General features: G+C 61.7%; 11 protein-coding genes. 8 read left to right on the top strand and 3 right to left on the bottom strand.

The genetic code is table 11. The annotated features are described in order from the left end of the window. Positions 1-294: 294 nt before the first annotated feature. Entirely contained in the window at positions 295-777 is a 483-nt protein-coding gene (locus GX444_16385; GenBank protein NLH50158.1) for a DUF2505 family protein, read from the bottom strand. A 196-nt stretch (positions 778-973) separates the two neighbouring features. Here GX444_16385 and GX444_16380 point away from each other — a divergent pair, with 196 nt between their 5' ends. Together GX444_16380 and GX444_16375 are read left to right on the top strand one after the other, a co-directional pair. Next, positions 974-1,414, top strand: a complete 441-nt coding sequence (locus GX444_16380; protein ID NLH50157.1) for a MaoC family dehydratase — start codon at positions 974-976, stop codon at positions 1,412-1,414. After that, complete coding sequence (locus GX444_16375; protein NLH50156.1) at positions 1,411-1,815, top strand: hypothetical protein; 405 nt, start codon at positions 1,411-1,413, stop codon at positions 1,813-1,815. Before GX444_16380 ends, GX444_16375 begins: the two co-directional genes overlap by 4 nt. A gap of 22 nt (positions 1,816-1,837) precedes the next feature. Here GX444_16375 and GX444_16370 read toward each other — a convergent pair whose 3' ends face one another. Next, positions 1,838-3,037 carry a hypothetical protein gene (locus GX444_16370; GenBank protein ID NLH50155.1) on the bottom strand — a complete coding sequence of 400 codons (1,200 nt, stop codon included), beginning with the start codon at positions 3,035-3,037 and terminating at the stop codon, positions 1,838-1,840. Between the two features lie 114 nt (positions 3,038-3,151). Next, on the bottom strand, positions 3,152-4,909 hold the full coding sequence (locus tag GX444_16365) for a tetratricopeptide repeat protein (GenBank protein ID NLH50154.1): 1,758 nt from the start codon (positions 4,907-4,909) through the stop codon (positions 3,152-3,154). A gap of 56 nt (positions 4,910-4,965) precedes the next feature. On the opposite strand from GX444_16365, the gene GX444_16360 reads away from it, so the two are divergent. The 6 genes from GX444_16360 (at position 4,966) to GX444_16335 (ending at position 11,938) form a co-directional block, all read left to right on the top strand. Further along, positions 4,966-6,582, top strand: coding sequence for a hypothetical protein (locus tag GX444_16360; protein NLH50153.1), 1,617 nt, complete (start codon positions 4,966-4,968; stop codon positions 6,580-6,582). A 55-nt stretch (positions 6,583-6,637) separates the two neighbouring features. After that, positions 6,638-7,399, top strand: a complete 762-nt coding sequence (locus GX444_16355; protein NLH50152.1) for a prepilin peptidase — start codon at positions 6,638-6,640, stop codon at positions 7,397-7,399. Next, the gene (locus GX444_16350) at positions 7,389-9,062 is read left to right on the top strand and encodes a HAMP domain-containing protein (protein ID NLH50151.1); all 1,674 of its coding nucleotides are present in this window, start codon (positions 7,389-7,391) and stop codon (positions 9,060-9,062) included. Before GX444_16355 ends, GX444_16350 begins: the two co-directional genes overlap by 11 nt. After that, positions 9,055-10,440, top strand: coding sequence for a sigma-54-dependent Fis family transcriptional regulator (locus tag GX444_16345; GenBank protein ID NLH50150.1), 1,386 nt, complete (start codon positions 9,055-9,057; stop codon positions 10,438-10,440). Before GX444_16350 ends, GX444_16345 begins: the two co-directional genes overlap by 8 nt. A gap of 172 nt (positions 10,441-10,612) precedes the next feature. After that, the gene (locus GX444_16340) at positions 10,613-11,239 is read left to right on the top strand and encodes a prepilin-type N-terminal cleavage/methylation domain-containing protein (protein ID NLH50149.1); all 627 of its coding nucleotides are present in this window, start codon (positions 10,613-10,615) and stop codon (positions 11,237-11,239) included. 81 nt (positions 11,240-11,320) lie between these two features. Continuing rightward, positions 11,321-11,938, top strand: a complete 618-nt coding sequence (locus GX444_16335; protein NLH50148.1) for a prepilin-type N-terminal cleavage/methylation domain-containing protein — start codon at positions 11,321-11,323, stop codon at positions 11,936-11,938. Positions 11,939-11,942 lie beyond the last annotated feature (4 nt).

Raw genomic sequence — 11,942 nt, 5'->3', positions numbered from 1 at the left:
GGCTCGTCCCCTTTCCAAAATGATTCGGGATGTGGCATCGCCCAGATCATCCGGTGAACCGAAAAATTCGACCGACAGTCGAACTAGAGGAAAGTTATATCTTGACAACCACTTGTCCTTTCCGAGAAGGGATGCGGTTAAAATGAGACGGCCAAGGGCCTCCTCAAAGCTGGGGAAAATGTGATCCGGACGGATCGAAGACCATGGCACCCGATTGTCGGCCTGAACAGGTTCATTGCGATAAAAAAAGCGCGACCCACGGGGGCCGCGCTTTGTTCGCACTTCTCGGCTGATTTACTTCTTCGCCCACCGGGCCAGGCGTTCCATGTATTTCGGCCACTCGGCCTTGAAGTTCTTGCCGACCATCTCGGAGACTTTCTTGCCGACGATGGGAATCGGCACGTCGATGTCGACCCACATCGTCACCGCGGTGCTTTTGCCCTGGGCCGCGAGGGTGGTGCCGCCGGTGATCTTGGCCTTGTTCGACATTTCGTTGCCGCCCTTCCACTTCCAGGTCGACACGCCTTTTTTCAGATCCCATTCCACGTAGTTGGTGTTGTTTTCCGTCTTTTTCTTGTCGATGCCGGTCAGGCCGACCGCGTAGTCGACGGAGTGCATTTCGAACACGTGCGTGTCGGCGGTCTTTTTGACGTCGATGATTTTCATCGAGACGCAGTTGCGCGATTTGGCGTCTTCCTCGATCAGGGCCGGGTCGCGCATGGCGGTCAACACTTTGTCCAGCGGCGCATCAATCGTAAAAGTCTGTTCGATTTTCATCGGTCGTAGCCTCTCTCCGGTGGATTCGTGATCGATTTCAACAGCAATCGGGATGGTTTTACATTAAAAAGGCGGGTCTAGGCAAACGCGTCGCCGCGCCAGCCGAAACGCCGTCGGCGGCGGGCGCGCAATTTGACAAGCCGCCGGCCGCGGGCCAAGATGCCCGCTGTCTCAATACATCTTTCCGGAGGCTCTCATGATCGATCCAAAATTCATCGGCAAAACGTATTCGCCGACGAAGTACGTCGTCGGCATCGAGAAAATCAAGGAATACGTGAACGCCATCGGTGAAACCAGCCCGCTGTGCCGCGACGAGAATGCCGCGGCCAAGGGCCCGTACGGCCAGATCGTCGCGCCCCCGACGTTCGCCGTCGTTTATACCAAGGATATCGCGGCCCAGATGCTGTTCGATCCCGATCTGAACCTCAACATCCCGATGCTGGTCCACGGCGAGCAGGAATTTGTTTTTCACCGGCCGGTGAAGCACGGCGACGTGGTCCTGACCACCGGCAAGCTGGTTTCGGCCGAAGCGCGCAAGCAGAACCTCGTGGTGACGTTCGAGGCCGAGAGCCGCGTCGACGGCGATCTGGTCACGACCAGCATTTACACCTTCTTGGTACGGGGAGGCGCGTTATGAAAAAGCTTTCCGAAGTGGCCGCCGGTCAGACCTTCGAACTGAAGCAGAACATCGGCAAGTACGATCCGATCTTCTACGCCGGGGCTTCCGGCGATTTCAACCTGATCCACATCGACCCGGAATTCGCCAAAATGGTCGGCCTGGAAAACAACATTCTGCAGGGCCTGTGCACCATGGCGTTCACGGCGCGCGCCCACACGAACTGGGCCGGCGATCCCTACGCCCTCAAGCGCCTCAAGGTGCGGTTCTCCAAGCCGGTGCTGCCGGGCGATACGGTGACCGTCAAAGCCACGGTGACGAGCGTCGAAAACGGCGTGGCGCACACCGAATTCAACGCGGTCAATCAGAAGGGCGACGAAGTCATCTCGATGGCAAAGGCCGAGGTCAAGCTGGCCGAGTGACGCGCGTCGCGGCAGGCCCGGATTATTCCATCCCCGAACCGGCGAACACCAGGTGCGGCGTCTGATCCTGGTCGACGGTCAACGTCAAGCCGATAAAACCGCCGTTGAACCCGCTGAGTTCGTCGGTGATCCACTGTCCGTCGATCCGGCAGGCGGTGTAGCCGCGCGAGGTGCGGGCATCGCGGTAGGCGACGACCGGCATTCCCGCCGACATGGTCAGATCCGCGTGCTCCTGCCCCATGTCGCGGCTGTCGCCGGCGATGATCTCCGAGCACCAGCCGCCGGCGATGCACATTGGATTCTGCGTCAGGTACATGAGCCCCTGCGAACTGGGCACGAGGATGTTGGATTGCCCCTCGTCGTCAATGGCCAGGTGCGGGCGCGGGTAAAAATCGACTTCGGGAAGCACCTCGTCGCCGATCCAACCGTTGTCGGTCCAGGTGAAGTGCATCAGAGTGCAGGCGTCGCCGACCCCTTTGTAACGCAGAAACACCAGCCGGGACCCGTTTTCGATGGCGGGGTTGTAACTCAAATCGGGGTAGCTGCCGTCGCTGAAGGTGTCGATGACGTACCACACGTCGCCGATGAAGACCTGGTGCGACAAGCTCCAGTAGCCGAATACCGCATGAATCAATTGATAAGGGCCTTCGATCAGCGCGAAATATTCGGGCGAGGACGGACCGTTCTGCATCGGGATGGAAGTGACTTTGTTGCCCTCGACGATCAGGTGCGTCGGCTGGCCCTGGTGCGAATAAACCACGTGCAACCGGTCCCGGGAATCGGCGATCACCGCCGAGTTTTGCGACGCCCAGGAAAAGTTGGCCAGCTCCAGCGGGTCGCGCCATTCGCCGCCGGCCAGTTGGCGCGTCAGGTAAAGAATCTGGCGATAGACGGTTTCGCCGCCGACCTGCTCCTGGGTTTTGCGCATGCTGATCACGGCCAGGTCGCCGCCGGGAGTGAAAACCGTCGACGGGGAGAGGGTGCCCAGCGTCGGAATATCCTCGAATTTCAGATCGTCGTCGAGCCAGACGCCGTGCCAGAGCCCCCATTTTTCATCGGGTGTATCGTTGTCGTCGTCGGGCGGAGGAGTGTATTCCGGCGAGGTGTCGTCGTCGTCCGGGATTTCCGCGGCCGGATCGTCCTTGTCCTCGCAAGCGATCGGAAGCGCGCAAAGGCACGCGACCGTCAGCAACGACAATATCCCCCAACGGCTGATCGCCATGGATCCCTCGATCGTCGGTTGCAAATCAGAAAAATTATAAGTTAATCGGAGAGTGCCGGTCAAACGGTGGCTTTTTTGCTTTTCCTTTAAGTTAACCCGGAAAGAACGAGGCGATCAGAAAGGTTCGGAAAGCGAGGGTAACGGATCGGACGCGGGACGGTTTCCCGCCGCCAGACGCTGCCGGACGGCGGGCGCCAGCGGATGCCGGGGGGACAGCGCCAGGAAATGTTCGTAACGGAGCCGCGCCGCGATCGCGTTTCCGGCGTTTTCCAGCCCCAACGCTTCGCCCAGGACGATCCAGGCCCGGCAAGTTTCGGCCGGTTGCGTCGCCTCGGCCGTTTGCCGCGCGGCGGGCAGTTCACTTGTCGCCAGCAGTCGGCCCAACAGCAACAGCGCTTTCGTCTGGCAAGGGTCGGCCTGCAAAACCGGTTGCAACGCGGCAAACGCGTCGGCCAGACGCTCGAGCAGGATCAAACCGTGCGCGAGGTTCAACCGGGCTTTTTGATTGGCGGGATTGGCGGCGACCGCTTTCTCGAACCAGGCGACCGCGGTGGTCGCGTTCCCCTTTTCGATCGCGACCGTTCCCAAATTGTTGAGCGCTTCGGAAGAGCGTGGTTCCTTGGCGACGTTGTCGGTCCACAACTGTTCGGGGTCGGCCCAGATCGTCGCGCGGTTGGACGTGCCGAGCAGAAAAAGAGCGGCCAGGACGAAAGCCAGGCAGCGGATGAGGCTCGCCCGACCGGATTGCCCGCGCCCCGCCAAGGATGGCGAGACGAGGTGGAAAAGCGCCGCCAGCATCAGGCAGGCGCCGGCTGCGGGCAGATAGTAGTAGTGTTCGGCGACCGGCCGGACCAGGGCGATGACGCCGGAACCGGGGGCCATGGTCGCGGCAAACAGCAACGTCGCGAACGCGAACGCCGGCGAACGCCGCCGGAGCCGCCAGGCAAGCAGGAGAATCAACGCCCAGCAGATCATCGCCGGAATCAGCCGCGACGGCGCGGCCCAGTCCGCCAGATCCACTTTGCGGATCGCGCGCAACGAAACCGGCAGCAGGCTCAATTGCAGGGCGTGCAAGGTCAGAAACGGAACCGCCAGCAGCCGGGTCGGCAACGGAACCGCCACCGCTTTGTGCGCGTGGGATATGCCCAGCACCAACCAATGCCAGATCGCGAAAAGCGCGGCCAGCCCGCCGGTCAGGATGCCCGTAACGAACCCGCGGGAGCGCGGCGGCCTTTCCGGTTGCAGCCAAAGCCAGGCGAGGGCGGGGGCGACGAGAACCAGCGCTTCGGGCTTGGCGAGCAAGGCGGCCAGTTGCGACGCTCCGGCCAGGACATACCAATGCCAGGCGGCGCCAACCCGGTTTTCGGCCGCGCGGGCCAGGCAATAAAGCGCCGTCAGGGAAAACGCGCCGGTCAACATGCCGCCGCGGTTGGCGATCAAGCAGACCTGCTCGGTGCAGAGCGGGTGCCAGGCGTAAAGCAAGGCGGCGAAGAAACCCCAACCGTCGGACCGCAGCAGCCGGCGCGCCAGCCCGAAGAGCGCCAGAACGGCGATCACGTGCAAAAGGAGATTGTCGATTCGTTGCGCCGCGGCGTTCCGGCCGAAAATTTTCACCTCCAGATGAAAGGTCAGCGCCTGCAACGGGCGATAGAAACCCATTTCACGCGGTTGCTGGTTGAAATGGCCGAGATCCTCGAAAAAATACCGCGCCAGATTGCCGTCGTCGTCGAGGGTCGGATTTTGCGCGATCAACGAAAGATCGTCCCAGACGTAAGGCCCGGGTATGGCGGGAGCGTAAGCGGCGAAAACCGCCGCCAGTAATAGCAGGGGCAGCAGTCGCCCGAGCCGATTTGGGGAATCGTTGATAGACATCGATTTGATCCGGATGATAGGATGCGACACCGATCGGTGGCAACCACGAGCGTGAGATGGACGCGGGCCGCAACGAAACGCAAAAACCGGGCCTTCGCCGGGAATTTATCGACTGGGGTTTGGTCGGCCTCGGCCTGGTCATCCGCCTGTGGATCGCCACGCGCCCGCTCGACCGGTTGGCGCGGGTTTGCCTGGCGGATGACGCGTTCTACTACCTGCGCATCGCCGAAAACCTGCTGACCGGTCATGGCCTCACCTTCGACGGCGTCACCGCCACCAACGGTTTTCACCCGCTCTGGATGCTGATCAGCCTGCCGGCGGTGCTCTTCGGCGGCGGCTCGCCGGGCGGCGCGCGGCTGCTGTTGATCCTGTCGGCCTTCATCGGCGCGGGCAATATTTGGCTGGGCGGGCGGGTGGTCCGCCGGTTGGCCGGGCCGGTCGCCGGAACGTTCGCCGCGGGCTTCTGGGCCTTGTCGCCGTACGTTTTTTTCACCGAACTGATGGGTGTGGAAGCGCCGCTGATGCTGCTGCTGGTTCTGGCGACGTTCGATCGCTACCTGGCGGCGCGGGACGAAACGGCGCCCGCTCGCCGCCGCTGGCTGACGATTGGGATTTTGCTTGGCCTGGCGTTGTTGGCGCGGACCGACGCGATCCTTTTCGCGGTGCCGCTGGCCCTGGATTTCGGCCTGACCTTGCGGTCTGGCGCCGCCGGCCGATCGGCGCGCCGGCGCGCGGGCCGGCTCGCCGCGGGCGCGGCCTTGGCGGTCGTGTCGCCGTGGATCGTTTTTAATGAATGGCGATTCGGCACGGTGGTGCAGGATTCGGCGCGGGCGCTATTGCAGGCCAAGGGTTTGATTCTGGCGTCGGGCAACGAAACCTTTTGGCAGGAGTTTTCGGGGCAGGCGTTTAAAGGCCTGATCGATTTTTTCTTGCGCCTCGCGGCGCAACCGAACCCGGCCGTGGCGCTGGCGTTGTGCGCCTTGCTGGCCGGCGGGGTGTTCGTGACGCGGTTGGCGACGGGCCTGCCTTTTTGGACGGCCGCCAATCGGCCCGCGTGGGTCTTGCTGGCCTGGGGCGGCATCGTCTGGGCGTTCTATTTGTTTTATTTCTACCACCAGAAAATGTGGTATTTCCTTCCCGTGTACTTATGGATCGGCCTCGCCGGCGCCTTGGCGATCGGTTACCTGGATGCGGCTTTGGCGCGGCGAGTCGCGGCGCGGATCGTCCTGCTCGCGATCTGTCTGGCGATCGTCGCCGGTTTTGTCCGGGTGACGGCGCAATTGTGGCGCGGCGGCTTTTATCCCTGGCAGCGCAATTACCTGCAAGCCGCGCCGGAACTGCGCCGCCTGGCCGGCGAAATCCCGGACAGCCGGGTCGGGGCGTTCAACAGCGGGATGGTCTCGGCGTTCAGCGGTCTGCCGGTGGTCAACCTGGACGGGGTCGTCAATCCGGAAGCCGCGCGCGCGGTGGGCCGGGGTGAACTGGTTGGTTATCTGCGCGACCGCCGGATTTTCGTGCTGGCGGATCATCAGCGGGTGTTGGCCTTCTACGCGGCGATTTCCCGGGACGATTGGACGAAATCGTTCGAGGTGGTCGACCGGCTTCCCGGCGCCGCGTCGACGGGCGAATATATCATCCTTAGATTGAAGACGGCGGAGCCCGGCGGGCCGTAGCCGCGGGGCGTGAGGCTGGGTGACCGGAGGAGGGTGAGTGAGTCCGACATTGTTCATGGCGGTGGTGGGGCTGTTGTTCGGTCTGACGATCGGTTCGTTTCTGAACGTCGTCATCTGGCGGCTACCACGGGGCGAATCGCTGGCGTTTCCGGGCAGCCATTGCCCGAAGTGCGAGACGCCGATCCATTGGTACGACAATATCCCGGTGCTGTCCTACCTGTTGTTGGGCGGAAAATGCCGCGCCTGCGGCGAGCCGATCGCGATCCGCTATCCGCTGATCGAACTGGCCAATGGGGTGTTTCTGGCGGCTTCGCTGTACCGGTACGGCCTGAAGGTCGGGCTGGTCTGGTATCTGTTTTTCGCGGCGTTGCTGGTCGTGACGATGATCGATCTGGATCACAAGATCATCCCCAACGTCATCAGTCTGCCCGGCATTCCGCTCGGCCTGTTGTTGAATATGTTCTGGCTGTCGCGGGACTGGCGCAACGGGTTGATCGACGGCGGCATCGGCATTTTGCTCGGCGGCGGGCTGCTGCTGGCGGTCGCGCTGGGCTATTACGCCATCTTCAAGCGCGAAGGGATGGGGATGGGCGATCCGAAGCTGCTGGCGATGATCGGGGCGTTCGTCGGTTGGACCGGCGTCGTGTTCACCCTGCTGGTCGCCAGCGTCGTCGGCACGATCGTCGGCATCCTGGCGATCGGTTTCGGCGGCAAGGACCGCCGGTTCGAATTTCCGTTCGGGCCGTTCCTGTCGTTGGGCGCGGTGCTTTACGTCTGGGTCGGCCCGCCGTTGGTGCGGTGGTATCTTGGGTATTAAACAGCGCCTATTGCGGTCGATGAGCCTGGGCCCGATCACCGGGTTGCGCGCGCGGATCGTCCTGCTGATGGCGCTCTTGACCACTTTGATGGTCGTCCTGTTCGGTTTCGTCGTCATTCGGCTGCTCGAACATCACCTGATTCAGCAGAAGCGCGCACAGGGCCGGTCGATCCTGCTGGCGATGCAGGCGCATTTCGATTTGTGGGAAGATGTCCGGGAACATAGCGCCGGCCGGACCACCTTGCCGCCGCTGACGATGTTCGTGCAGGAAATGGCCTACAACCTCGAATTGTCCAGCCTGGTCATCGTCGACGAAAAACAAAACGTCATCGGCCACAGCCGTTCGGCGTTGCTCGGCTTCGTGCTGTCCGAACCGGAATTGGCGCGCGCCATTCAGGAACGGAAATTGCTGCACCGCACGATCGGCGCCGAGACCGACAAGCCCGAAATGCTTTTTTACGGGCCGCTCTATCAACGCGGCAAGATTCTGGGCGGCGTCCGGTTCAGCCTGCCGCTCGACGACCTCTACGCGGCGCTCGCCGGCACCCGCCGCATTCTCATGCTCTACGCCCTGATGGACGCCCTGGTGATCGTGCTGTTCGGCTCGCTGTTTCTCTGGTGGGCGCTGGTCCGGCCGGTCGAGGCGATGTCGGCGGCGACCGAACGCATGGTGGCGGGCGATTACCGCGTGTCCCTGCGCCACCGCGGCGAGGACGAAATCGGCCGATTGAGCCGCGCGTTGCACAAGCTGGCGACCACCCTGCAAGACCGCGACGCCGTCAATCGGCGGCAACTGGAAAAGCTGGCCAAGACGAATCTCGAGCTGCAACAGGCGCACGATCAATTGTTGCATTCCGATCGCCTGGCGTACGTCGGCCGCATGGCCGCTGGAGTCGCGCACGAAGTCGGCAATCCGCTCGGCGCGATTTACGGGTATCTGGAAATTCTGCACGATGCTGAAAGCGGCCGCGAATCGTCGGAAATCATCCGCCGGTTGGAAACCGAAATCTCCCGCATCGATAAAATCATGAAGGAGCTGCTCGATTTTTCCCGCTTGCGCGACGAGAAACCCGATCAGGTTGATCTGCTGCGGGCCGCCGGCGAAGCGGTCGAACTGATGCGCGGCCAGCGCGGCCTGGACAAGGTCCGGGTGACGATCGAACCCGCCGCCGCGCCGCCGACGGTCGAACTGAACTCGCAGCAGTTCAAACAAACCCTGCTCAATATTTTATTGAACGCCGCCGACGCGATGAACGGTCAAGGCGCGATCCGGATCGACGCCGAACGGCGGGCGTTCGACAAGTCGGAATTGATGGAAGCCCGGCTGCCCGGAGCGCCGCCGGAAGAGGCAGTCCCCTTTACCGACCTCCAGGCGCGGGGTATTGTTTTTTCCGACGGCATCGGGCCGGGTCCGGGCGCGCCGACGGTTCATTTTTCCATTACCGACGACGGTCCCGGAATGGCGCCGGAAGTGCTCGGCCAGATTTTTCAGCCGTTCTTTACGACCAAACCGCCCGGCAAGGGGACGGGATTGGGCCTGGCGGTGTGCCATCGCCTGGTTTCGGCGCTGGGGGGCATCATCCGGGTGGAAAGCCGGCCGGGCGTGGGCACGCGGGTCACCCTGATTTATCCCGCGGTGGAGACTGACGGCGAGCATGAGTGATTTGAAGCACGTGCTGGTGGTCGACGATGAGGAAGGGCTGCGCTATACCCTGAGCGTTTTGCTGAAGAAACGGGGTTTTCGCGTCAGCACGGCCGAAAACGGCAAGGTCGCCCTCGACGCGCTGGCCAGCCTGACGCCCGATTTCATCCTGTGCGATCTGCGCATGCCCGAAATCGACGGCATGGATTTTCTGCGGCGGGCCATCCAGAGCGGTTTCGACAAACCCATCATCATGATGAGCGCCTACGGCACGGTCGACGAAGCGGTCGAGGCGATGCGCCTGGGCGCGTTCGATTACATCAGCAAGCCTTTTAAGCGAGATGAAATCCAGGTGGTCCTGGACCGGGCGGTCGAACGGGAGATGCTGCGGGCCGAAAACCGGCAGTTGCGACAGGACGCGCTCGCGGCGGCGGATCGGGAAATCCTGACCGACGATCCGCGCATGCGGGAACTGCTGGGCCTGGTCCGCAAGATCGCCGCTTTCAAAACGACCGTTCTGATTACCGGCGAATCGGGAACGGGCAAGGAATTGATCGCCCGGATGATCCACCGCCACAGCCCGCGGAGCGCCGGACCGTTCATCGCGATCAACTGCGGCGCGATCCCCGAGCATTTGCTGGAAAGCGAGCTGTTCGGCCATGCCAAGGGCGCCTTCACCGATGCGGTCGGCAGCAAGGTCGGCTTGATCACCGCCGCCGGCGGCGGCACGCTTTTTCTGGATGAGGTCGGCGAATTGCCGCTGTTGCTGCAAGTCAAATTGCTGCGGGTGCTGCAGGAGGAAAAACTGCGCCCCGTCGGTTCCAACCAGGAAATCGCCGTCGATCTAAGGGTAGTCGCCGCCACGGCCGCCGATCTCGATCGTCTGGTGGCCGAAGGTCGCTTTCGCGAGGATCTCTATTATCGCCTCAACGTCTTTCATCTGCGCGTGCCGCCGCTGCGGGAACGCCCGGCTGATCTGCCGCTGCTGACGCGGCATTTCATCCAGAAAATCGCCAAACAGCACACCTTGCCGAGTTGTGAATTGTCGCCGGAAGCGGCGCGAACGATCGAGGGTTATTCCTGGCCGGGAAATGTCCGCGAGCTGGAAAACGCCATGGAACGCGCGGTGGTGCTGGCGGGCGGGCGGGCGATCGAATCGGCCGACTTGCCCGAGCGGGTTCGGCGGGAACAAAGCGAGCGCCTGCCGATCGACAGCGGCAATTTGTCGGTCAAGCAAAACATCCGTGAAGTCGAACGTCGCCTGATCGAGGAAGCCCTCCAGCGCGCCCACGGAAACAAGACGAAGGCGGCCAAGATGCTGGATCTGTCGCTCCGCGCCTTGCTGTATAAAATCAAAGACTATCAATTAGAAGCGGTTTCCCGCGCCTCCGCGGAATGAAAAGACCGGCCGGCAAACTTTTTTCAAGATAGTGAAAAGTTTTCACACCTAACGGAAGGCCGGTGGCGGAAGTTTCTTGCAAACGCTTGGGAAATTTGTAGAATACATTCGAGATTCCACCACCGGATAAGGCATAATTATTGCTTAATGATCCCAATCAAAAGGGGGAAAAATGATGAAAACCCCAGCCAAAACCAAGGGACGCAGAGGTTTTACGTTAATCGAGCTGGTCATCGTGATCGCCATTATCGGCATCATGGCGGCTGTCGCCTTTCTTTCCATTTTGCATTACCGCATGGTGATCCGAGTCAACTCGTCCGCGCGCGATCTGGCCGGGCAGATTCGCCAGGCGCGGGCGCAGGCGATCCACGACGACGCGCCGGCGTTGGTTTATTTCTATCCGGGCGGCTCCAGCGGCGATACCTACATGGTCGCCAAGGATAACGACGAGAATCCGACGAACGGCTTCACCTCGGGTAAAACCTACAAACTGGAAGAAAATATCGTCTTCGGATACTACCCGACCATGCAAAACGTTCCGGGGCATAAAAGTCCCGGGCGCAATGCCGCTTGCGGAGTCGATATCAATCCCAGCGAGAGTTGCTCCCGGATGTACGTGTATTTCCGCCGCGATGGCGGGGCCAATTACCAGGGCGTGGTTTATTTGGCGCCCTATGAAGACGTTTGCCCAGCCTGCACCGGCAAACGCGACGACCGCCAGCGGGCGGTGGACTGGGAAGGCCCGACGGGACGGATACGCTTGTGGAAGTGGTCGCGACAGACCCAATCCTGGTACTAAGGTCCCGGACTTCGGTAAAACGATGGGGCGAACCGCCGGCGCAAGCCTCGCCGGGCGGCCATGTGAGGATCGGCGGATAAAATGAAACGAACCAATGCACGGCGAGCCGGGTTCGGCAGTCAGACGGGATATTCATTAATCGAGGTCATCGTCGCCATCAGCATTCTGGTGATCGGTATCCTGGCGACGGTTCCGATGTTGGCGTTCAACGTCAAGGCCAATACTTCCGGCGGGAAATTCGGCTACGCCAACTATCTGGCGACCCGCAAGCTGGAGCAGATCCGCAGTTGGCCGATCTACGCCGGCAACAGCGGCTTGTCCACCGCGGATACCACCGGCATCGGCATCGCCAATACCAAGCTGTTTCCTTCGGGCGCCACGGAAGCGATTCTCAGCGATAACGGCATTGAAACCTATTACATCACCACGACGATCCTGCGGAACGGCTACGATACGCTGTTCAGCGGCGGCGGCGATTGTGCTCCGTACCTGTTTAAAACCTCGCCGACAACCGGCAAGGGCTACGACGAATCCGCCGGCATTGCTTCCGGCACGTCGCTCAACACTTTCACCACCGGTGAATACTGCAGTTCCGGCACGCGCGGCGAGGATTTCAAGATCATCCGGGTGCGGGTGCAATGGAACGACAATTTCGGCCTTCACACGATTTATCGCTTTCAGTATATCGCGGGATTTTAGAGGA

It is taken from the genome of Myxococcales bacterium, from assembly GCA_012517325.1.
Lineage (GTDB): Bacteria > Lernaellota > Lernaellaia > Lernaellales > Lernaellaceae > JAAYVF01.
This window is presented reverse-complemented; position numbering and strand designations above follow the sequence as displayed.

Excerpts from the sequence above, each read along its gene's own strand:
- GX444_16385 (NLH50158.1), bottom strand. The coding sequence starts at position 777 with ATGAAAATCGAACAGACTTTTACGATTGATGCGCCGCTGGACAAAGTG.
- GX444_16380 (NLH50157.1), top strand. The coding sequence starts at position 974 with ATGATCGATCCAAAATTCATCGGCAAAACGTATTCGCCGACGAAGTAC.
- GX444_16375 (NLH50156.1), top strand. The coding sequence starts at position 1,411 with ATGAAAAAGCTTTCCGAAGTGGCCGCCGGTCAGACCTTCGAACTGAAG.
- GX444_16370 (NLH50155.1), bottom strand. The coding sequence starts at position 3,037 with ATGGCGATCAGCCGTTGGGGGATATTGTCGTTGCTGACGGTCGCGTGC.
- GX444_16365 (NLH50154.1), bottom strand. The coding sequence starts at position 4,909 with ATGTCTATCAACGATTCCCCAAATCGGCTCGGGCGACTGCTGCCCCTG.
- GX444_16360 (NLH50153.1), top strand. The coding sequence starts at position 4,966 with ATGGACGCGGGCCGCAACGAAACGCAAAAACCGGGCCTTCGCCGGGAA.
- GX444_16355 (NLH50152.1), top strand. The coding sequence starts at position 6,638 with ATGGCGGTGGTGGGGCTGTTGTTCGGTCTGACGATCGGTTCGTTTCTG.
- GX444_16345 (NLH50150.1), top strand. The coding sequence starts at position 9,055 with ATGAGTGATTTGAAGCACGTGCTGGTGGTCGACGATGAGGAAGGGCTG.
- GX444_16340 (NLH50149.1), top strand. The coding sequence starts at position 10,613 with ATGATGAAAACCCCAGCCAAAACCAAGGGACGCAGAGGTTTTACGTTA.
- GX444_16335 (NLH50148.1), top strand. The coding sequence starts at position 11,321 with ATGAAACGAACCAATGCACGGCGAGCCGGGTTCGGCAGTCAGACGGGA.